Genomic DNA, 22,602 nt, shown 5'->3' on the forward strand with positions numbered 1-22,602 from the left:
ATACGATGAGTGAATTAGTTTGGTTGATTCCCCTTTTGCCCTTAATCGGGTTTATTGTGAACGGATTGGGTAGGAATGCCTTCTCCAAAGGTATGATAGGTGCTGTTGGCAGCGCTGTAGTGCTTATTTCTTTTGTATGCAGCTGTATTCTTTTCTCCGAAGTCTACCAAGCGAGGCAAGCTGGACAAGCAGGTATTATAGAACAACATGTATTTGACTGGATTGCGGTGGGCAATCTCAAGATCGGTCTGTCCTTTTTGGTAGACCCACTAAGTGCCATCATGCTCCTGATCGTTACAGGGATTGGTTTCCTTATCCATGTCTATTCGATTGGTTATATGCATCATGATCATGGATTTGGTAAGTTCTTCGCCTATTTGAATCTCTTTATCTTTTTTATGTTGCTATTGGTATTGGGATCCAATTACCTGGTCATGTTCATCGGCTGGGAAGGTGTAGGGCTATGTTCTTATTTATTGATCGGCTTTTGGTATAAGAATAGTTCGTATGCGAATGCGGCAAAAAAAGCATTTGTGATGAATAGAATAGGTGATTTAGGTTTTCTACTTGCGGTATTTTTAATCCTTGGAACTTTTGGATCCTTAGAATTTTCAACTGTATTTCCTGCGGCCAAGAATTTTGCTGTTGGTGATATCACAGTCGTTAGCATTACCATTTTGTTGTTTATTGCTGCAACAGGTAAATCGGCGCAGATACCTTTATTTACCTGGTTGCCAGATGCCATGGCTGGCCCAACCCCCGTGTCGGCCCTGATTCATGCGGCAACGATGGTTACGGCCGGTATCTATATGATTGCACGTTCCAATGTACTGTTTATCCTTTCACCGTTTACCTTGCAGCTCATTTCTGTGATCGCTATTTGTACAGCCCTATTGGCTGCTGCAATAGCATTGACACAAAATGATATTAAGAAAGTATTGGCTTATTCCACCGTTTCACAATTGGGCTATATGTTTCTTGGCCTTGGTGTCGGAGCATTTACGGGAGCGTTTTTCCATGTATTGACGCATGCCTTTTTCAAAGCCTTACTATTCCTGGGGGCGGGATCTGTTATACACGGTATGAGTGAAGAACAGGATATGCGAAAAATGGGAGGCTTGAAGAAAGCAATGCCTATTACTTATCTGACGATGTTGATGGGGACAATCGCGATTGCAGGAATTCCACCCTTCTCCGGCTTCTTTTCCAAAGACGAAATATTGGCAGGGGCATTTGCTGCGAGTCCAGTTTTATGGGGTTTAGGTTTTATTGGTGCATTAATGACGGCTTTCTATATGTTCAGGATGTTGTTTATGACCTTTTCTGGAACATTCCGTGGTACGGAAGAGCAAAAGCATCATTTGCATGAATCTCCAAAGAGTATGACAGTGCCACTCATTGTATTGGCTATACTTTCTGTGATCGGAGGAGTGATCAATTTACCAGCTGTTTTGGGTGGTAACCATTGGCTTGAGGATTTCCTGACGCCAGTGTTTTCAGAGGGAAAAGCGATAATGCCTGCAACTCATCATTTGGAACATAGTACGGAATATTTACTCATGGGCATTTCTGTTGTTGGAGTATTGATTATGGTTGCTTTGGCTTTTCATAAATACGTTAAACGACAACAGCTACAGGAAGAGGGCGAAGGTACGCGTGGTTTCTTGCGCAATCTTTCTTACCATAAGTTTTACGTGGATGAGCTCTATGATAGCATCATTGTACGTCCCATCAATTGGCTCTCGGCTTTCTTCGGAAATGTCGTGGATCAACGTGGTATTGACGGTGTTGTTAATGGGGCCGGTAAGGCAACATTTGATACGGGAAAGGTATTGCGTTTGCTCCAGAATGGTAATGTTGGTTTTTATTTATTGATGATGGTAATTGGGGTGATTGCCATTTTCATCTATGGATTGTTGAGTCTTTAATTTTGGTGTAATCGATGGATAACTTGTTTTTACTTATTTTATTGCCGTTAATAAGCGCATTGATTCTAACGTTCTTAAAGACCAATGCTGCAAAGTCTATTGCCTTGATTTTATCATTACTGTCTTTGGCTTTGACTATTCCGTTCCTCTGTACTTTCGACGCAAATGGCGGAATGCAATTTGAACAAAATTGGCTATGGATTTCTTCGTTGCATATTCATTTTCATATCGGCGTTGATGGAATTAGCTTGCCGTTGATCTTATTGACAAATGGATTGATGCCTTTAATCATTGCTACTACCTTTAAGAAGGAGTATAAAGGAAACTTTTATGCATTAATGGCTTTTATGCAAGCGGGCTTATTGCTCGTATTTATGGCCCTGGATGCTTTTACTTTTTATGTGGGTTGGGAGATTGCCTTGATACCGATTTATTTTATTTGCGCGCTTTGGGGTGAAGGAGATCGTATTCGCGTAAATTTGAAATTTTTTATTTATACTTTTTTGGGTAGCCTTTTGATGTTGATCGGTATTCTTTATCTCTATCAACAAGTGCCCAACCGTGATTTTGAATGGACCTCATTTATTGCCTTAGATTTGGGAGAAAATACGCAGCGGTGGTTATTTTGGGCATTTTTTGTCGCTTTCGCCATCAAAATACCAATTTTTCCTTTTCATACTTGGCAACCCAATACGTATACAAACGCACCTGCAGCGGGCACGATGTTGTTGGCAGGTATCATGCTCAAAATGGGGGTTTACGGTTTAATGCGTTGGCTATTGCCTATCGCACCAACTGGTGTTGCGCTGTATGGGCATTTTGCAATGATCTTATGCGTTATTGGGATCGTTTATGCTTCCATTATCGCAATTAAACAGGACGATGTGAAGCGATTGATCGCGTATTCGTCAATAGCCCACGTTGGCTTAATTAGTGCCGGTGTCTTCACATGGAATACGAATGGCCTGAGTGGAGCAACTATTCAAATGTTAAATCACGGTATTTCTGTGATCGGGCTTTTTTATGTGTTGGATATTATACAGCAGCGCACACAGACGCGTAGTCTCACAGCGCTTGGCGGAATAGCAAGCAAGGCGCCTCGTTTGGCCATCTTCTTTATGATTATTTGTATGGGGGCAGTGGGTTTACCATTAACGAATGGATTCATTGGTGAGTTTTTATTATTGAAAGGCGTTTTTCAGTATGGATTTTGGTTTGCTGTTTTCGCGGGTTTAACCTTAATTCTGGGCGCAGTTTATATCCTTAGGCTTTACCAAGGAACGATGTTGGGGGAAACGACCGAAAAAACTGTACAATTTGAAGATGTAAAAGGAACGGAACTTATTGTATTGACAGTCGTCTCCGTCTTGATCCTTTATATTGGTATATTCCCTAATTTCCTATTGAACCTTTCTGCAGGTTCCGTGGAAGTTTTAAGTACATTTTTAGGCAGATAATAGATATATTTAATTGTATGGGTGCAATAATTACACTTTCGATATTAGCATTAGTCGTCCTTTATCTTGGTTTATTCAAGATGAAATCTATGCTACTGCCTGTTTCTATTCTTGGCTTCTTGGTCGCTATTGGTTTTTTATGGAATGATTGGACTTCGACCAGTGGACCGCTCTATAGTGGGATGGTTCATTTTGATCATTTTGCTATTGCCTTCTCAATCTTATGTATCGCAGTTACCTTGTGCATTTTTGTTATCTCAAAGGGATATTTTGATGAGGAGGGACAAATTGCGGAATATTATTCCTTATTAATTTTCTCCCTCACAGGTGCTGTTCTTGTGAATAGTTATCATAATTTTTCAATGCTTTTTTTAGGTATTGAAATTATGTCTGTAGCGCTTTACATTTTGGTGGGTATACGTAAAAGAGACAAAGCATCAAATGAAGCTGCATTGAAGTACTTTTTGATGGGGGCTTTCTCTACGGGCTTTCTATTGTTTGGTATTGCCCTTTTGTACGGTGCCACAGGATCATTTGATTTAAGTGAAATCAAAGACTATGTTGTCAATAACCCGCAGGCAATTTCACCGTTGTTTTATGGGGGTATATTGCTTCTCATTGTAGGACTGACGTTCAAAGTGGGCGCTGTTCCCTTTCATTTTTGGACACCAGATGTTTATGATGGGGCTCCGATATTGATTACGAGTTATATGAGCACCGTGGTTAAAGTTGCTTCTTTTGCTGGATTGTTACGTTTATTCAGTTATAGTCTATTGCCTTTACAAGATTTTTGGACGCCGGTTTTCTTAGTGATCGCCATTCTCACCTTATTTGTTGGAAATATTTCTGCATTAATGCAGTCTTCCTTCAAACGTATGCTTGCTTATTCGAGCGTTTCGCATGCCGGGTATATGTTATTTGCGATTGTAGCAGTTGGGGCTACCTCGGCTAATAGTATCTTTGCTTATGGCCTTGCCTACTCTCTAGCCACCATTGTTGCTTTTACAGGATTGATCCTAGTCAAGAAAACGACCGGTTCTGAACATTTTGAAGCTTTCAATGGCTTGGGCAAGAGAAATCCTTTGCTCGCATTTGCCATCACGATAGCAATGCTTTCTCTTGCGGGTATACCACTGACAGCTGGATTTATCGGTAAGTTTATGATGTTTTCTTCTGTTATGGAAAATTATCATATTGTTTTGCTTGTATTGGCTGTAATCAATGCAGGAATTGCCGTGTATTACTACTTGAAAGTTGTTGTTGCGATGTACTTTAGAGACAGTGACGAATCCTGTGTCAATGTACAGTGGAATTATTCATTTGTATTATTCCTTGCCGTAGCGCTTACAATCTTAATTGGGGTATATCCAGACTGCCTTTTAAAATTAATATAAAGTTTCTGTTAAAATACTTGTTGTTTATTAGAGCATGGCGATTTCGCTGTGCTTTTTTTATTTTTATTGGTATAACTCTTGCATACAAATTGTATATTGTAAAAAAGAAATCCTATCAAATTGCAGATGGCGTTTAAAGTGTGTGTTAAATCTTTTTCGATTCGTGTTTTAAGTGTGTTACTATTCTTCTGTATGGGTGGAAAAGTAATTGCACAGGACTTTATTCGTGGAAAGGTCATTGATGCACAAACAGGCAAGGGTATTTCAAGGGTTTCAATTAACTGGCTTGATGGAGATAGCGGTGGTAGCAGCGATACCCTTGGGTTTTTTAAGATTCTGGATATCAAGAAATACAGACAGCTTGTCTTTGGAGCGGTGGGGTATGAGCGGCGTACGGTGGATGTTCGTCGTTTACAGGATTCAATGCTGACCGTGCACTTAATTGCCTCAAATAACACATTAGAGGAGGTCGTGGTCAATCGAAAAAACAAAAAAACCAAAGATCCTGCTATAGCACTGATTGAACAGGTTATTGCACATCGACCACAAAATCATTACACCCGCATACCTGAAATTCGTTTTGATGAGTATGAAAAGACGCAGTTTGGTTTTGTCAATCCTGAAGATAAAGCGAAGAAATTTCCGAAACCATTCCGATTCCTCTTTGAAAATATAGATTCTACCGCTTTTCGGGGGCAAACCATTGCACCCTTTTATTTGGAAGAAAACTATGCAAATGTCTATTCATCCCATAATCCAGATCGTAGTAAGAAGATTGTCATCAGCCACAACCAGACCGAATTAAATCCACGCTTTTTTAACAATGACAATTGGCAGACGCGGTTTCAAACGATACTCCGTGATGTTGATCTCTATGATAATACAATTCAGATCACAAACAAAGGAGTCTTGAGCCCAATTGCTGCAGGTGCTACAGCGTTTTATAGGTACAAAATTCAAGATACGGTCAAGATCGAAGGCAAGGATTATATTGAGCTCCATTTTCAAGGTAAATCGGCTATTGATCTGCTCTTCTACGGTGATCTTCTGATCTCAGATGATACAAGGTATGCTGTTCATCGCGCGACTTTGAATATCGGACGTTCTGCAAATATCAATTGGATCAATGACGTGCAAATAGATCTTAGCTATAGTGAATTTAAAAATGGTAGCATGCTCCCTGTTCGTGCAGATCTAAAAATGTTATTTGGTGGGAGCAAGTCAGATGTATTGTATGGACGCAGGGAAACCCAATACTTGGGACATCGCACAGATTCTATTTCGAATGAGAATTTTGTTGGTGTACCAGTTGAAAAGAGGTATCTCCTCCAGTCCGCACCGCAGGTGCCCATTGTAGGGGTTAGACCAACTCCGTTAAGCCATGCTGAATTAGGAGCCTATCAAAAGGTTGATTCGGTACAGAATATGCGTTCTTTTAATCAGTTGGTCGCATTGGGTTATTTGTTAGCAAAGGGATATTATAATGCCGGGAAAGTTGAATTTGGTCCACTGGAATATCTTTATAGCCGCAATAATTACGAGGGGAATCGTGTGCGCCTGAGTGGTCGGACGACGCGTTTATTTTCGGAAAAAGCCTACATTGAAGGATACACAGCCTATGGCGATAAGGACAAAGAGCTAAAGTACTACCTGAGTACGGCATTTACTTTAAATGGAGAACGTATTGTTCAGTTTCCGGCAAATTATTTACGCTTTACAGTACAGCATGACGTCATGGAACCGGGGCGAGGTTTGGGTTTTTTAAAAGGGGATGGTTTCTTCCGTTCTTTTGGGAAAAACAGGCCTAATAAATGGCAATTTAATGATATCTATCGTATCGATCATCTGATCGAATTTGGGAACCATGTTAGCGTAGGAACGGCGTTTACGCATACCCGCAGACAACCGCGCGCTGACTTGTTTTATATTAATAGCCTACCTTTACCTGATACTGTCCGACAAGTCAATACAAATGACCTACAGCTGATTTTACGTTGGGCTCCGAATGAAGAATTTACTTATCATAATCTCGACAGAGGAACCGTAGAAAACAAATATCCCATTTTTACCCTGCAATATAATAAAGGACTGAAAGGATTTTGGGGCGCAGACTATAGTTATGATGCATTACGCTTTAGCATTTTCAAACGACTATTTTTATCCCCAGCGGGGCAGGCGGATTTTGAGTTTTCAGGAGGAAGAATTTGGGGGAAACATCTGCCTTATACCTTACTGGAACTCCCTGATGTCAATAGAGATAAGCAGGGACCGTTGGTGAATTTTGACTTGATGGCTACCTCGGAATTTGTTTCAGACCAGTTTTTGAAACTGACCTATTACCACAACTGGAATGGTTTCTTTTTCAATAGAATTCCGTTGTTCAGGCGGTTAAAATGGCGTGAAGTGACGGGATTTAAGGCTTTTTATGGAAAGTTAAGCGATGCCAACAACCCCTTTGTAACGCCCGAAAATATTCAGTTTGAAGCGGACAAAAATGGTATTATCCAAACAAAAGCAGTGCGTAACAAACCGTATGTAGAAGGGCTAGTGGGGGTGGATAATATCTTTAAATTGATTAGATTAGAGTATAAAAAGAGATTAAGCTATAGTGGTGGTGAAGGCATACCTTCTGATACCTTTACAGCATCCTTACATTTTAATTTTTAGCAATTATGGTCCAATATTCAAATTTAAATTATGTGATTAAAGATAGCATCGGCTATGTTATCATTAATCGCGAACCCCAGCTGAATGCGTTGAATCAGGAAACCCTTGACGAATTGCAAGATATCTTCATGCATTTCAATGCCGATGACCACGTAAGAGGTATTATCCTGACAGGCGCTGGGCTTAAAGCATTCGCTGCAGGGGCAGACATTAAGGAATTTATGGATTTATCTGTAATTCAAGCACGGTGGCTCAGTGAACGAGGACATATTATTTTTTCGGACCTTATTGAAGGTTCTCCGAAGCCAGTTATTGCTGCAATAAATGGGTATGCTTTAGGCGGAGGGATGGAGATGGCTTTAGCCTGCCATATTCGTATAGCGTCTGACAATGCAAAAATGGGACTGCCGGAGGTTTCTTTGGGACTGATTCCGGGTTATGGTGGTACGCAGCGTTTACCCAAGTTGATCGGAAAAGGACAGGCTATGCAAATGATTTTAACGGGTGATATGATTGACGCGCAGCGAGCCTATGAACTAGGATTGGTCAATGAGGTGATCGCACAGGATAAACTAATTGCCCGTGCGGAGGAAATACTCCATAAGATATTTACGCGCTCTCGCGTTGCAGTGGCAAATGCTATTACTGCTATTAACGCTGCTGAAGATAAACAACAAAACGGGAGTAAGGTGGAAATGGATGCTTTCGGACATCTGTTCGGAACAGAAGATTTCAAAGAAGGTGTTTCCGCATTTTTAGCGAAAAGGATACCCAATTTTGAATAATACCGCAGCACTTCGCTAAATGCTATATTGCCGTGTATTGTCAGGTTTGAGTATCGATGAAGAGGTAAAATAAGACCAAGAAAGGAGGTTCGGATTGAGCGCCAATCGTTTTGCGGCATTGGTTAAGATGGCTCATGAATCTGAATCAGAAAGCTTTAACCGACATTATTTTTGATATTTTTTGCGATATTCCTGTGGCGACATTTTCATTTCCCGTGTAAACGCTTTTGAAAAATGAAAGGGGTCATAAAAATGGAGTTTGAATGCGATTTCTTTAATCTTAAGTAGGGTAAATTGCAGATAGGAGCAAGCCCTTTGCATACGGAGTTGATTGTAATACACCATGGGTGGGTAAGATGTTTTCTGCTTGAACAAGTTAATAAGATGTGACTTGGAATAGTTGAAATGTGCTGAAATATCATCCAAGTTGATATTGTTTTCCAGATTGTCTTTCATAAATATAATGATGTCCTGTATGATATTATCTACTTGAATTCGGTTACCTTCTCTAAACTGAGCCTGATATTGAATGGACGCTAAAAAATATTGAAAGCAAAAACTCGTATACTCCAAATTTTCTGGACTATACCCCATTTCCAGGTTTTTGTAGATGCTCTCGAAGAGCTGGATGCGGTTGGCATGTTTGTTTGAATCCGCGTCATCTATATGAATCACTTCGCCCATGATATGTTGAAAAAGAACTGCATCTGTGCCGTCGAAATGAATCCAATAGATGCTCCAGGGGTCATTTGATTTTGCTCCATAGCAATGAGCGCTATCTCTCGGGATAATGTATATATCGTTTCTTTTAAGGTTGTGCGTTGTTTCATCCTGTTTTATCCAACCGCTTCCATCTTCGCAATAAATCAGAATATATTCCTTACATCCTTCTTGACGATCACGGTAGTGTTTTTTAGCATTGGGATAATAGCCGATATGTGTGATGTGTAATTTTGATGTGATGTTGTTGCCTGTCAGGTAATTGCATACGGCATAGGGAAGGACAATCGCCTTTTCTCCTTTGAATCCTTCAGCGATGACATCTTGGTTTTGTTTCATAGATCGAGCTTATTTTTGGTTATTCGTATAAAAATAGTAATATTTTACATGTTTATCGTGTTCACTTACATGATTCTCCCCAAGTATTCCATTAATTTTACCTAAGTAAATCTAAATATGTAAACTCTTATGCAAAAGACTGCGACGACCTATCTGCTATTGATCACTTTTGTGGCTGCTATCGGTGGATTTCTATTTGGGTATGATTGGGTAGTTATTGGTGGTGCAAAGCCATTTTACGAGGCTTATTTTCATTTGGAGTCCGATCCTGCCTTGCAGGGGTGGGCCATGTCTTCGGCGATTGTGGGAAGCTTCGTTGGTGTACTACTCTCGGGGGGATTGGCCGATCGCTATGGCAGAAAACCGCTGATTTATACTGCTGCAATTTTATTTATAATGTCTGCAGTGGGAACCGGTATGGCGTCCGAACTGGATACTTTTATTATCTATCGGATTTTGGGCGGGATAGGTATTGGTGTAGCCTCCAATTTGGCACCGATGTATATTGCTGAGATCGCCCCTGCAGAAAGTCGAGGGAAATTTGTATCGATCAATCAGTTGACCATTGTACTGGGCATCCTTGCAGCACAAGTGGTCAATTGGCTCATTGCAAAGCCGGTTTTAGCCGGAGAATCTATGCTAGAAACCTGGAATGCGCAAGAGGGGTGGAGATGGATGTTTTGGGCAGGAGCGATCCCGGCAGTCATTTTTTTATTGCTACTTTTCCTGATTCCTGAAAGTCCGCGCTGGTTATATACAAAAGGGAAGCACGAACAGGCAAAACGTGTGTTTTTACGCATGGGTGGAGAGGAGTATGCAGCAGAAAATATACGTTCTATTGCCGAGGCGGCTGAACTAAGTCAGGCTAAATCCCGAAAGAGAAATTTATTTCAGGGGAAACTGCTGCGGTTGCTACTGCTAGGGAGTTTTATTGCGGTTTTTCAGCAGTGGTGTGGGATTAATGTTATTTTTAATTATGCCCAGGAAATCTTTACAGCTGCTGGATATACGGTTTCGGGGATGCTTTTCAATATTATTATCACTGGCGTGATCAATGTCATTTTTACATTCATTGGCATGTATCTGGTTGATCGAATTGGTCGTCGCGCATTGATGCTTTTCGGATCAGCAGGCCTTTTTGTGATTTATATTGCCTTAGGAGCATGTTATTATTTCAATTGCAGCGGCATTTTTGTGCTTCTCCTTGTACTGGCCGGAATTGCGGTATATGCGATGACCTTGGCTCCTGTAACTTGGGTAATTATCGCCGAAATATTCCCTACCGCTGTAAGGGCGCAGGCCATGGCGATTGCAACATCGTTATTATGGATTGCATGTTTTGTGCTCACCTATACGTTTCCTTTACTGAATCAAAACCTGGGAGCAGCTGGTACATTCTGGCTGTATGGTGGAGTCTGTTTTATCGGTTGTCTGTTTCTATGGAGCCGATTGAAAGAGACCAAAGGAAAAAGCTTAGAAGAAATTGAACAAGAACTGGAAGGATAATTGGCACCCGGATAATCAACTGAATCAACTCGACCTATATAAACCTATTAGCGTATTAAGAAAATGACAGAATTGACTCGTTACCTCATAAAATCAACAGTGGATCAAAAAGGGATCGTAAAAGCATGGGAGGAGCAAGTTGCTATTCCAACATACGAGATTGGAACGATGGAGAAGAATCCCATATTTGCAGAAAAACGCGTATATCAAGGTAGCTCAGGGGTAGTATATCCCTATCCAATCATAGAGAAAATTAGCGATCAGAAGCGAAACAAGATCTATCAGGCGCTATTTCTTGAAAATGAATATATTAAGGTAATGATTCTTCCAGCCTTAGGTGGGCGGGTTCATATGGCTTATGATAAAGTCAGAGAACGGCATTTTGTATACTATAACGAAGTGATCAAGCCGGCTCTGGTAGGGCTTACTGGCCCTTGGATTTCGGGAGGGATTGAATTTAATTGGCCACAGCATCATCGACCGACTACTTTTATGCCAACAGAGCATTTAATCGAACACAATAGCGACGGAAGCATTACGGTTTGGTGCAACGAAATCGAACGTATGTTTCGGATGAAGGCCATGCAGGGATTTACTTTGCATCCCGATAAAGCATATCTAGAAATTAAGGTTCAGGTATATAATCGGACAGCATTGCCACAAACCTTTCTGTGGTGGGCCAATCCGGCTGTTGTTGTGAATGATGACTATTTTTCCGTCTTCCCTCCCGATGTCAATGCCGTTTTTGATCATGGAAAGCGAGAGGTTTCCTCTTTTCCGATTGCTACGGGGACCTACTACAAGTACGACTACTCAGCTGGTGTTGATATAGCACAATACAAGAATATTCCTGTTCCGACATCCTATATGGCCATTCAATCGAAATACAATTTCGTTGGCGGCTATGAGGCCGGTGAGACCAATGCGGGGATGTTGCATGTGGCCGATCATCACATTTCACCCGGGAAAAAACAGTGGACCTGGGGAAATGGTGATTTTGGTGTCGCCTGGGATAGAAATTTGACCGATGAAAATGGACCGTACATTGAATTGATGGCCGGTGTATATACCGATAATCAGCCTGATTTTGCTTGGTTACAACCTTATGAAGTGAAATCCTGGTCTCAGTATTTTATGCCTTACGCAGAAGTCGGACAGGTGAAAAATGCAACAAAAGGTGTGGTGCTCAATATGGAGGTTAGGGAGCAGACCGCTCGCATTGTCTTATATACAACGGGGACGTATGAAGGTATACGTATTTTGTTACGCAATACGGCAGGTAAAATCTATTTGGACGAACAAACGGACTGTTCTCCTCGGAATATTTATACCCAAAGTGTTGCTGGATTGGACAGTGATCCAACCGAACTCCTATTGACTGTGTACGATAAAAATAACCATGAAATATTGTTCTACCAGCAAGAGGAGGCAAAGGATGCTAAAGACATACCCAAACCAGCACAGGCAGCATTGCTACCCGAAGATATTCGTTCTATCGAAGAATTGTTTTTGACGGGACAGCATTTGGAACAGTACCGACATGCAACTTATAATCCATTGGATTATTATAAGGAAGCGCTGCGACGTGAACCGAACGATATCCGATGTAATAATGCAATGGGTGTTTTCTTGTTGCGAAGCGGTAAGATAAAGGAGTCTATTCCTTATTTTGAGACCGCTATCGCACGCGCTACGGAGCGTAATCCCAATCCTTATGATGGAGAACCTTATTACAACCTAGGTGTAGCTCTGCAACTATCTGGGGATTTGAATGGAGCTTATTCAGCTTTCTACAAAGCAACATGGAATGCAGCCTGGAAGGACTCTGGCTATTTTGGTTTGGCACAAATTGATGCAAAGAGAGGCGATTGGAAAGCTGCTTTGGAAAAAATAGATCACTCATTGAGCCGAAACTGGTATCACCACAAAGGACGACAGCTGAAGGCCTCTATTTTAAGAAAACTTGGGGTAAAAGATGCCGCTTTAGCATTTATTCAGGAATCAATGGAATTGGATCCCTTTAATATGGGCTGTCGATTCGAATGGTACCTGTTAAATAAAGAAGAATCCATTTTTTCTCCTATTCTCGATTTAGCGCGTGTAAATATTCATAGTGTGATGGAGTACGCATTGGATTTTGCGCATGCCGGTCTGTATGAAGAAGCATCGTTACTGCTGGAAAAAACCATTGAAGACGTAAGCTTAGTATACCCTATGGTATATTATACACTAGGTTATTTTGCGACCCAGTTAGGCTTGCGCGACAGGGCAAAGAGTTACTGTGATCAGGCCATGACTATGGATCCTACCTATTGTTTTCCAAATCGTTTGGAAGAGATTGCAATTCTCCGACATGCCATCGGTTTAAATAGTGCTGACGCAAAAGCCTCGTATTATTTGGGCAATCTTTGGTATGGAAAAAGACAGCATCAGGATGCGGCAGACTGTTGGGAGCATGCGATCCAATTGGATGGAGAGTTTCCTACCGTTTTTCGCAATTTGGCTTTAGCTTATTATAATCGGATAGGTAAGAAGAAGGAAGCCGTGACTTTATTGGAGCAGGCATTTTCATTGGATGAAACTGATGCACGTTTACTCATGGAGCTTCATCAGCTTTACAAAAAGGAGGGCCGTCCTTATAAAGAGAGGTTGGCGTTACTCGATCGATATCCAAATTTGGTGACGCTTAGAGATGATCTATTCTTGGAGCGGATCACCCTGTTTAATCTGTTGGGCGAATACGAGCGCGCGAAAACGTTGCTTGCTTCCCGGCAGTTTAAGCCCTGGGAAGGAGGAGAAGGTAAGGTCTCTCGTCAATACACGATATGTCAGCTGGAATTGGCCAAAAAATCGATATTGCAAAATGAACCGCAGCAGGCGCTTTCCTTGCTAGAGGCAATTGATTATTATCCACATAATCTTGGTGAAGGTAAGCTGATTACCATGGAGCAAAACGACATTCACTATTATAAAGGGCTTGTCTATCGTTTATTGGGTCGGGAAGAAGAAGCTAAGGTTTATTTCTATAAAGCAACAGAAGGTGCTGATGAACCCCAGCAAGCCCTTTTCTATAATGATCCACAACCAGATAAGATATTCTATCAAGGTTTAGCCTGGCATGAGCTTGGTGATCCAGGGCGAGCTGAGCAACGTTTTCAATGTTTAATAGATCATGGAAAGTTATTTATTGACAAGCCCTTTAAAATAGATTATTTTGCAGTTTCCTTACCTGATATGGATATTTGGGAGGAAAATCTGGATGATAAGAATAAAATACATTGTCTGTATGTCATGGGATTGGGGTATTTGGGGAATGGGGATCGTGCTCTGGCAATGGATTATTTTGCACAAGTTCGGCAGTTGGATCCCAATCACCAGGGGAGCCAGGCTATCATGCATTCTTTCTTAGGTGAAACTTCTTTAAAGAATTAATTTCGTATGTATCGCTATATCATAGTATTCGTCATTCTATTTCAAAGTTACATGGTCTCGGCAGATGGACTAAATCGGCTTGACCTTGCAGGTGAGTGGAAAGTTCGGCTTGATCCCGAAGATGTCGGTATCGAGCAGGGCTGGGCTGGTAAATCGTTCGAAACATCGATCAAATTACCAGGAACAACAGATGATGCGGGTTTAGGAACCTTAAATACGTTGACACCTGCTCTTGCCAAACCTCAGCTTTCGCATTTAACGCGAGCACATCGTTATGTTGGGGCAGCATGGTATACGCGGGAACTTTCAATTCCGGCAGGTTGGGCTGGTAAGGAGATGATCTTAACCCTCGAGCGTGTTCTTTGGGAGTCCATGGTTTGGATCGACGGGGTAGCAGTGGTACAAAAGCAACGTAGCCTTGTCAGTCCGCATGAGTTTGACCTAAGCTCACTTCTGAAAACTGGGAAGAAACATCGGTTGACAATCCGCGTAGATAACAGAAAGAAGCTTCCAATCAGCGTTGATGATATGGCGCATGCTTATACCGATCACACCCAAATTATCTGGAATGGTATTCTTGGAAAGATTGCTATTCAGGCCTATGATGCGGTGCGTCTGAAGTCGGTGTACGCTAGCCCTAAACTAGCGAATAAGGAAATCAATCTGCAGATCAATCTCCGTAATAAACTAGCAAAAGGCATTGTCGGTAAACTGAAAATAGCGGTAAAAGACAATAGGGGTTCCCTACCACCGGTTGAAAAAACTATTCAGCTCTCGCCAGGGGATTCAACGATCAACCTAAGCTACCTTCTTGGCGACAAACTGAAACTTTGGAGCGAATTTTCGCCGCATTTGTATGACATCGGTCTGGAATTGGAAGCTGCAGATGCCGTATCAACGTTGTGTACCTCAATAGGTATGCGTGAGCTTTCTACTGATGGGACAATCCTAAAAGTCAATGGTGAGCCTTTATTTTTGAGAGGAACATTGGAATGCAGTATTTTCCCGTTAACGGGACATCCGCCAATGGATAAGGCCGGTTGGCGGAAAGTCTTTCTGACAGCGCGCGAATGGGGACTAAATCATCTCCGGTTTCATTCATGGTGTCCTCCGGAGGCGGCCTTTGCTGTTGCCGACGAATTGGGATTCTATCTTCAAATTGAGTTGCCAATCTGGGAGAATAATATTGGTAAAGATGAAGGAGTGATGAGTTTTCTCTATGAAGAGGCCGATCGAATAATGCAGACTTACGGAAATCATCCGTCCTTTTGTTTTTGGAGTATGGGTAATGAGTTGAGTGGTGATTTCAATGCGCTGAATACTTTGGTAAAACACCTAAAGCAGAAAGACAGACGGCATCTTTATACGGCAACTTCTTTTACATTCCAGCAAGGGCATGGTGTGAAGGAAGAACCTTATGATGATTATCTGATTACCCAGTGGACAGCTAAGGGCTGGGTACGGGGACAAGGTGTATTTAATAGCGAAGCACCCACATTCAATAAAAATTACAGCAATTCTTTGGAAGGAATTTCGATTCCGGTCGTGACGCATGAAATTGGACAATATGCTGTCTATCCAAATCTCGCCGAAATCAAAAAATATAAAGGTGTTTTAAAACCGCTAAACTTCATTTCTGTAGCAGAAGATCTGAAACAAAAGGGATTATTACATAAGGCCAAAGCATATACGATGTCTTCAGGAAAATTGGCTGCTATTCTATATAAGGAGGAGATGGAAAGAGCGTTGAAGACACCTGGTATCAGCGGGTATCAGCTCCTTGATCTTCAATTTCCCTGGTCAGGGAACGGCGCTGGTAGGCTTAATAGATGCTTTTTGGGACAGTAAAGATATACTTCCTGCGGCAGAATTTCGACAATTTAGCGCTCCAGTAGTGCCTTTGCTCCAGTTTGCGAAAGCTGTATATACCAACAATGAAACGTTCGAAGCTTCTATCGATGTGAGTAATTACGGCCAAGAGGTTTTGAAGAATCAGGGGATTAGCTGGTTCCTGAAGGATGGGGGGAAAATAATCGAACAAGGACATTTCCAGTCGACCATTGGAAAGGGACATCAAGGGCATGTGGGGCATTTAGAAGTGCCATTACAAGCAATTGGACAGGCGAAGAAATTGACGATTCAACTTAAACTGGAAGGTACATCCTATGAAAATCATTGGAATATTTGGGTATACCCTCAACAGCTCGCTGTTGATTTTGGGGACGTGAGTTATACGCGCGATCTGGCGGAAGCGATGCGCTTGCTGAAAGATGGGAAAAAGGTGCTTTTAAATCCCGATTGGAAGAAAATAAACGGTATTGAAGGGAAGTTCGTTCCTGTTTTTTGGAGCCCCGTACATTTTCCAAAACAGGCCGGTACCATGGGATTGCTTTGTGACCCTAAACACCCTGTATTTGCCGATTTCCCAACAGATAATCACACAGACTGGCAATGGTGGGATCTCCAAATTAAATCGACTACGCTAATTACGGATGAGATCAAAGGCGGGAATGCAATTGTAGAGCTCATTGATAACTTTGCTAATAATAGGAGATTAGCCTCTCTTTTTGAAGGGACAGTCGGGGCGGGCAAACTGATGATTACTTCGTTTGATCTGGAGACAGATCTAGCCAACAGACCCGTGGCAAGACAGCTGTTGAGCTCTATCTTAACGTATATGAACAGTACAAAGTTTAGGCCTAAAGTGATCGAAAATCCAGCTATACTATCGCAGGTATTACGCTACAAAGAAGCACAGGAAAAATCCGAACCTAAAGCGATCTATTAACGATAAGATCGCTTTGGAAAAATTTAATATGCTTGATTAATATGTAGAAATAATTGTTAACTTGGCCTTGTAATCTAATTGTTACCTGAAAAGCACAATGACCAATAAACTGAAGATTGGGAGCTTTAGTTATGAGAAAAGAAAATGATGAAGCCAATTTGATCCAAGCGCTCTCTATAGGGAAGCAGGCTGTTTTACCAAAACTTTACGAACGATATGCAGACCGCATTTTCGATGTATCTTTTCACTTGCTGAAAGATACAGGTTGGAGCGAGGATGTTGTGCAGGAAGTTTTCGTGAAACTGTGGACCAATAGAGAAACTATAAAACAGGATGTGGATCTCTGGCGTTCCTCTATGTATTGACTAAAAGAGAGTGTCTCAATAAACTAAGAAGCATCAAACGTTCTCATTCGGCCTTTGAGCTTCTATATTACCATATTGAACATCATTCGGATAGGGCCGATGGTTTAATAGAACGAAAGGAACTTGCCGATGAAATAGAAAATTACCTTGCTCAACTTCCAGAACAACAAAAACTTGTTTTTACATTAAGCCGAATTGAAGGAATACCCCACAATCAAATCGCAGCGGAACTCAATCTTTCTAAGAACACAGTAAAAAACCATCTTGCCAGAGCATCGAAACATTTAAAACAAGTCCGTTCTGGACGAAATCGGCTATTATCCTTATTTTTCTATTTTTTTTGAAAAGGATTTCATGGATTGATGGAATCCTCCCAACTGCTTATCGATATGCTAAACAGTTGGACTGAAGTTCCATTGGAAATTTTATACCTATAACAATTTCATAAGGATCTAAAAAAAAATAAAAAAAATATCTCTTCCTGTAGTCCTTTTCTGTTTTTGCGGTGTACTGAAATAAATACTTAGAAAGTACGAACCAATTTGACCATGCAAGAAGAAAGACTACGCTATTTGCTAACCCATTATTTTAGGAATACAATCTCTCGTTCGGAATTGAAAGAGATGCTCGATCAATTAGATCAGCTGGAAGAAGCTGAGTTCTCCGATCTTTTTGAACGTATGGGCGAAAGAGTTCCTGAACGCTCGGAGCTATTTAACAGGGATCAGGTTTTAAATCAGATCTCAAGTCGAATAGGCGGACATCATAAAGAGATAGGAGATGGAAGAAAATCAAAGCTGCGCTACATCAAATGGGGGGGGATTGCTGCCGCAATTGTTGTCTTTTGTTTTTCAATTCTGTTTCTGGTCCAACAAAGCGCGAAGGAAGGAACTTCTCAACAAGCCGTCTCACCAAGGGAAATCGCCTTGCCAGAAAACTGTGCGCCTATACTTAAACTTTCCAATGGTGACCAATATTCAATTTCAGAAGATCATCCTGAAACCTTGGATAAAAACGGTCTGAGCATCATTAAAGCAACAGATGGTACAGTGGTATATCAAGTTAAAAATAATGTCGAGGGCAAATCTGAGATGAGAACTTTCCTGAGTCCAAAAGGTAGCGCATTGACCGTGAAGTTGGTTGATGGCACACAGGTTCAACTAAACTCGGGCGCGAGCTTGACCTATCCAACACATTTTGATGAACATACCAGAATGGTATTCTTGGATGGTGAAGCTTATTTTGATGTCACTCATGACAGTAGAAAACCATTTATTGTTCAGACGAAACAAACCCAGGTCAAAGTGTTGGGAACACAATTCAATATTGCCTCTGATCTCAGCAAAACTAAAATCCTGACCACTTTAATCAAAGGTAAGGTTGCTGTAAGTGCGGGGCATAATCAGCAGATTTTAAGCCCTGGAATGCAAGCACAAACCAATCTGCATACGAAACAAATTTCCGTACAGGAAGCCGACCTAAAAGAGGTTCTCGCTTGGCGGGATGGCTTCTTCCGCTTTACAGAAGATAATATCGAGACTGTCTTGCAAAAAGTGGGCGAATGGTATGATATCAAAGAAGTGAAGGTGAATTCATCGTCCACCGATAAATTTACGGGGATGATAAAGCGGACCAAAAAGCTCTCGGATTTACTCCGGCAGCTGGAAAAAATATCCAATTATAAATTTAAAATTCAGGATGGGAGGGTCCTTGTTATGTAACAATGAGACTTTGAGCTAAAAGTAATCGGAAGTGCTCGCAACACTCCCGATCGTAGTTTAGCAATTAAATAAACCTAATTGAGTTATAAACCATTTAACACCAAACCTATACAAATGTATAAAAGGAATAGCAAAAGTTGCTTTTTTACACAAAAATTCTTTGTAAAAGCATTTATCAGGATGAAAGTATGCATACTAATCCTCATCATCTCCATGGTGCATGTTCATGCATCTAGCTTTGGTCAACAAGTGACATTGGATATAAAAAATGGACGTTTGGTGGACGTCCTGGATGAGATTCAAAAACAAACGGGGTACGAGTTTTTGTACAATAACAGTTTGATTAATAAACAGAAAAGAGTGACTATTAAAGCAAATCACAAAAACTTTAAAGAGGTCCTACAAGAGTTTCTGTCGGAAAGAAACCTGACTTACGAATTGAATCTGAACACGGTATTGATTATGGCCAAAGTGGGTTCTCCGCAAGTTGCTTCCAGCACCGCGGTGTTCTTGTAGCGGCGTAGAATAACAGGAGTTGTGTCTGATACGAAGGGAGCGCCATTGGAAAGTGTCACGGTTTCGGTTAAGGGGACAACTATTGGAACGAAGACCGATGCGCAGGGGCAATTTGCCTTGGAAATTGAAGATCAGCATAAGGTGCTGCAGTTTTCGCTCGTAGGATTTCAGTCGTTTGAGCGGAATATTAGTGCGTCAAATCAGCTGAAGATCACTTTGGAGCCTGCGGTAAGCGATCTGGAGGAAGCTGTAGTTGTTGCTTATGGAAAGCAACGTAAAATTAGCGTAGTGGGTGCAATTAGTAGCGTTTCCCCGCAACAATTAAAAACTCCCGTTGCTAAGATCAGCAGCGCATTGGCGGGACAGATGGCGGGCGTTGTTACGGTTCAAGGTTCGGGAGAGCCCGGCTCTGCAACGTCATTTTGGATACGTGGGGTGAGCAGTTTTGCGGGGGGGACCGGTCCACTGGTATTGGTGGATGGGATCGAACGTCCCATGGACCTCGTAGACCCCGAGGATGTCGAGTCATTCTCTGTCTTGAAAGATGCAACTGCCACAGCCGTGTATGGCGTAAGGGGAGCAAATGGTATTGTGATCATTACAACAAAAAGGGGAAAGAAAAGTGTTAAACCGAGTATCAATGCACGTGTTGAGCGCGGTATTTTGGAACCTGTTGTCCTACCGAAATTGGCAAATGCTGCTCAATGGTTAGATTATTATAACGATATCAATTTTGAAGCTTCTGGAAAAGCCCCATTGACACAAGAAGAGATAAATAAATATGTGAATAAAGTAGATCCAGATGTCTATCCAAATGTGGATTGGATGCAAGAGATCTTTAAAAAGAGAACATCAAATGAACGTTTGAATGTAAATGTGACTGGAGGAGGAGATTTTATTAAATATTACGTTTCGGGTTCTTATATGAAAGAGAATGGGATCTTTCAGCCTCGAAAAACATCGAATTATGATCCATCTGTGAATTTCGACCGGATTAATTTTAGATCGAATGTTGATATTAGACTGTCTCGATCGACTGAAGTAAACCTAAACCTCTCCAATCAATACGAAACAAAAAACCGATTAGGTGTAAATTTGGGTGATATGTATGATATTGTGCTCTACACCACACCAGTGGCAACACCTACCCAGTTTTCAAATGGCGCCTATGCACAGCCACAAGGAGGACAAAATCCCTATTATTCGCTCAATACTACTGGATTCTCGAAGGATTTCTGGAATAATGCGCAGTCGTTGATTGGTATCACTCAAGATTTTTCGGAGTTGATAACTCCCGGTTTAAAAGCGAATGTTAAATTTTCCTGGGATGCAAAGAACTCTTCGACATTAGACAAAAGAAAGGCACCAACCACCTATTATGTTGACAAAACAAAACCGCGGGACAGCGAAGGGAATCTTATTTTAAAAGATAATGGTAATGGCAGCGATTATCTTGCTTTAGCCGACTATCATTCGGGAGAGCGTGCGACTAATTTTGAAAGTTCCCTGATGTATGACCAGTTGTTTGGAAACAAGCATCGCGTCGGAGGACTATTTTTATTCTCCATGCGCGAGCGGACAAATAACTTTCCAGAACGGGATTATATCGCAGCATTCCCCTATCGTAATACGGGGATTGCTTCACGTTTGACCTATTCCTACCAGGACCGCTATTTTATCGAAGGTAACTTTGGCTACAATGGATCTGAGAACTTTGCGCCAAAGAAACGTTTTGGTTTCTTTCCTTCCCTGGCTATGGGCTATGTTATTAGTAATGAAGCGTTCTTTAAGTCGCTATTGCCTGTCGTTAACTTTCTGAAAATTCGGGGATCAATTGGTCGGATTGGTAGCGATAAAATCGGTGGTTCACGTCGATTTGCTTACAATTCAGAAATGAAGCTCGATGGTGGCTATTCTTTCGGCATTGGTGGCAAAAATTATCTTCAGGGTATAGCAACCGGTTATCCAGGGAATCCACTGGTTGCCTGGGAAAGTGCATTAAAGCGTAATATCGGGCTTGAGTTAAGCATTTTCAACAAATTGACCATACAGGCCGATTATTTTGCGGAGAAACGTGATGGAATTTACATTCTTCAGGAAAGTGTGCCTTCCATCGTGGGAATTAATGTAAAACCCTATGTTAATATTGGACAGATGCAAAATAAAGGGGCCGAAGGATCCTTGGAATTTAATCATCGCCAGGGAGAAGTCGGCATACAGGTCCGGGGTAATCTAACTTACAATCGAAATAAAAAATTATTTGATGACAAGCCGATTCCAAGATGGGCATATCAGTCTGAAATAGGACAACGCTGGGGACAACAGCGCGGATTAATTGCTTTGGGGCTGTTTGAGTCAGAAGAGGAAATCGCGCATAGCCCGATTCAACGCTATGGCGATGTGATACGTCCCGGTGATGTAAAATATCGGGACATCAATGGAGACGGCGAAATTACAGAAGAAGACAAAGTAGCGATAGGTGATACAGATATGCCGCAATGGAATTATGGATTTGGCGCCAGTGTATCTTGGAAAGGATTTGATCTATCGGCTTTTTTCCATGGCGTTGGACAAATATCCCGGATTATAGCGGGAGGACCTCTATATGGTCAGACTGGCAACATCTGGGGCTATGGACAGATCTATTCGGATGTCGCTGATCACCGCTGGAGTGCAGACAACCCTAATCCAAATGCAACTTATCCACGGCTCTCATTTAATATTGCCAATAACTCTCAGGCTTCCACTTTATGGCAACGCGATATGAGCTTTATCCGTTTGAAGAATCTAGAATTGGGCTATACGTTGCCAAAGCAGCTCACGGAAAAATGGAAAATGTCAATCGTGCGTATTTATGCACAAGGCGTAAATGTGTTCACATTCAGTAAGTTCAAGTTGTGGGATCCTGAACTGGAAACAGTTTCAGGAAGCAGCTATCCCCAAATGCGTGTATTTAATGTTGGTTTAAGTGTAACACTTTAATC

Annotated in this window: 15 protein-coding genes; 14 read left to right on the top strand and 1 reads right to left on the bottom strand. The window is 41.5% G+C overall.

The annotated features are described in order from the left end of the window. Positions 1-5 precede the first annotated feature (5 nt). The 5 genes from nuoL (at position 6) to B2O97_RS12210 (ending at position 8,231) form a co-directional block, all read left to right on the top strand. Positions 6-1,928, top strand: coding sequence for an NADH-quinone oxidoreductase subunit L (nuoL, locus tag B2O97_RS12190; protein ID WP_115046333.1), 1,923 nt, complete (start codon positions 6-8; stop codon positions 1,926-1,928). A gap of 14 nt (positions 1,929-1,942) precedes the next feature. After that, on the top strand, positions 1,943-3,385 hold the full coding sequence (locus B2O97_RS12195; protein WP_286767462.1) for a complex I subunit 4 family protein: 1,443 nt from the start codon (positions 1,943-1,945) through the stop codon (positions 3,383-3,385). A 17-nt stretch (positions 3,386-3,402) separates the two neighbouring features. Beyond that, the gene (locus B2O97_RS12200) at positions 3,403-4,779 is read left to right on the top strand and encodes an NADH-quinone oxidoreductase subunit N (RefSeq protein WP_201639981.1); all 1,377 of its coding nucleotides are present in this window, start codon (positions 3,403-3,405) and stop codon (positions 4,777-4,779) included. 192 nt (positions 4,780-4,971) lie between these two features. Next, entirely contained in the window at positions 4,972-7,446 is a 2,475-nt protein-coding gene (locus B2O97_RS12205; protein ID WP_286767463.1) for a DUF5686 family protein, read from the top strand. Positions 7,447-7,451: 5 nt separating this feature from the next. Beyond that, positions 7,452-8,231 carry an enoyl-CoA hydratase/isomerase family protein gene (locus B2O97_RS12210; protein WP_286767464.1) on the top strand — a complete coding sequence of 260 codons (780 nt, stop codon included), beginning with the start codon at positions 7,452-7,454 and terminating at the stop codon, positions 8,229-8,231. Positions 8,232-8,396: 165 nt separating this feature from the next. Here the strand turns inward: B2O97_RS12210 and B2O97_RS12215 are convergent, their stop codons facing one another. Further along, a complete protein-coding gene (locus B2O97_RS12215; protein ID WP_070560999.1) occupies positions 8,397-9,290 on the bottom strand; it encodes an AraC family transcriptional regulator in 894 nt (297 codons plus the stop codon). A gap of 129 nt (positions 9,291-9,419) precedes the next feature. Here B2O97_RS12215 and B2O97_RS12220 point away from each other — a divergent pair, with 129 nt between their 5' ends. The 9 genes from B2O97_RS12220 to B2O97_RS12255 all read left to right on the top strand — a co-directional run bounded on the left by B2O97_RS12220 (position 9,420) and on the right by B2O97_RS12255 (position 22,600). Continuing rightward, positions 9,420-10,796, top strand: a complete 1,377-nt coding sequence (locus B2O97_RS12220) for a sugar porter family MFS transporter (protein ID WP_070561001.1) — start codon at positions 9,420-9,422, stop codon at positions 10,794-10,796. Between the two features lie 63 nt (positions 10,797-10,859). Beyond that, positions 10,860-14,228, top strand: a complete 3,369-nt coding sequence (locus tag B2O97_RS12225; RefSeq protein WP_286709840.1) for a tetratricopeptide repeat protein — start codon at positions 10,860-10,862, stop codon at positions 14,226-14,228. A gap of 6 nt (positions 14,229-14,234) precedes the next feature. Beyond that, positions 14,235-16,076: a sugar-binding domain-containing protein gene (locus tag B2O97_RS12230; protein ID WP_286709841.1), complete on the top strand. Its 1,842-nt coding sequence runs from the start codon at positions 14,235-14,237 to the stop codon at positions 16,074-16,076. Next, positions 16,009-17,016: a hypothetical protein gene (locus B2O97_RS12235; RefSeq protein ID WP_286709842.1), complete on the top strand. Its 1,008-nt coding sequence runs from the start codon at positions 16,009-16,011 to the stop codon at positions 17,014-17,016. Before B2O97_RS12230 ends, B2O97_RS12235 begins: the two co-directional genes overlap by 68 nt. Positions 17,017-17,147: 131 nt before the next feature. Continuing rightward, on the top strand, positions 17,148-17,381 hold the full coding sequence (locus B2O97_RS12240) for an RNA polymerase sigma factor (RefSeq protein WP_286709843.1): 234 nt from the start codon (positions 17,148-17,150) through the stop codon (positions 17,379-17,381). Further along, on the top strand, positions 17,378-17,725 hold the full coding sequence (locus B2O97_RS25255) for an RNA polymerase sigma factor (RefSeq protein WP_369012012.1): 348 nt from the start codon (positions 17,378-17,380) through the stop codon (positions 17,723-17,725). Before B2O97_RS12240 ends, B2O97_RS25255 begins: the two co-directional genes overlap by 4 nt. A gap of 204 nt (positions 17,726-17,929) precedes the next feature. After that, the gene (locus B2O97_RS12245; RefSeq protein WP_286767465.1) at positions 17,930-19,102 is read left to right on the top strand and encodes a FecR family protein; all 1,173 of its coding nucleotides are present in this window, start codon (positions 17,930-17,932) and stop codon (positions 19,100-19,102) included. Between the two features lie 180 nt (positions 19,103-19,282). Beyond that, entirely contained in the window at positions 19,283-19,618 is a 336-nt protein-coding gene (locus B2O97_RS12250; protein WP_286767466.1) for an STN domain-containing protein, read from the top strand. 9 nt (positions 19,619-19,627) lie between these two features. Next, positions 19,628-22,600 (top strand): SusC/RagA family TonB-linked outer membrane protein, encoded by a 2,973-nt coding sequence (locus tag B2O97_RS12255; RefSeq protein WP_286767522.1) that lies wholly within the window; start codon positions 19,628-19,630, stop codon positions 22,598-22,600. The last annotated feature ends 2 nt before the right edge of the window (positions 22,601-22,602 follow it).

Origin of the sequence: Sphingobacterium sp. UBA865 (genome assembly GCF_002295765.1) — a bacterium.
GTDB classification, from domain to species: Bacteria; Bacteroidota; Bacteroidia; order Sphingobacteriales; family Sphingobacteriaceae; genus Sphingobacterium; species Sphingobacterium multivorum.

Excerpts from the sequence above, each read along its gene's own strand:
- B2O97_RS12215 (WP_070560999.1), bottom strand. The coding sequence starts at position 9,290 with ATGAAACAAAACCAAGATGTCATCGCTGAAGGATTCAAAGGAGAAAAG.
- B2O97_RS12240 (WP_286709843.1), top strand. The coding sequence starts at position 17,148 with ATGAGAAAAGAAAATGATGAAGCCAATTTGATCCAAGCGCTCTCTATA.
- B2O97_RS12225 (WP_286709840.1), top strand. The coding sequence starts at position 10,860 with ATGACAGAATTGACTCGTTACCTCATAAAATCAACAGTGGATCAAAAA.
- B2O97_RS12210 (WP_286767464.1), top strand. The coding sequence starts at position 7,452 with ATGGTCCAATATTCAAATTTAAATTATGTGATTAAAGATAGCATCGGC.
- nuoL (WP_115046333.1), top strand. The coding sequence starts at position 6 with ATGAGTGAATTAGTTTGGTTGATTCCCCTTTTGCCCTTAATCGGGTTT.
- B2O97_RS12205 (WP_286767463.1), top strand. The coding sequence starts at position 4,972 with ATGGGTGGAAAAGTAATTGCACAGGACTTTATTCGTGGAAAGGTCATT.
- B2O97_RS12195 (WP_286767462.1), top strand. The coding sequence starts at position 1,943 with ATGGATAACTTGTTTTTACTTATTTTATTGCCGTTAATAAGCGCATTG.
- B2O97_RS12230 (WP_286709841.1), top strand. The coding sequence starts at position 14,235 with ATGTATCGCTATATCATAGTATTCGTCATTCTATTTCAAAGTTACATG.
- B2O97_RS12245 (WP_286767465.1), top strand. The coding sequence starts at position 17,930 with ATGCAAGAAGAAAGACTACGCTATTTGCTAACCCATTATTTTAGGAAT.
- B2O97_RS12200 (WP_201639981.1), top strand. The coding sequence starts at position 3,403 with ATGGGTGCAATAATTACACTTTCGATATTAGCATTAGTCGTCCTTTAT.
- B2O97_RS12220 (WP_070561001.1), top strand. The coding sequence starts at position 9,420 with ATGCAAAAGACTGCGACGACCTATCTGCTATTGATCACTTTTGTGGCT.
- B2O97_RS12250 (WP_286767466.1), top strand. The coding sequence starts at position 19,283 with ATGAAAGTATGCATACTAATCCTCATCATCTCCATGGTGCATGTTCAT.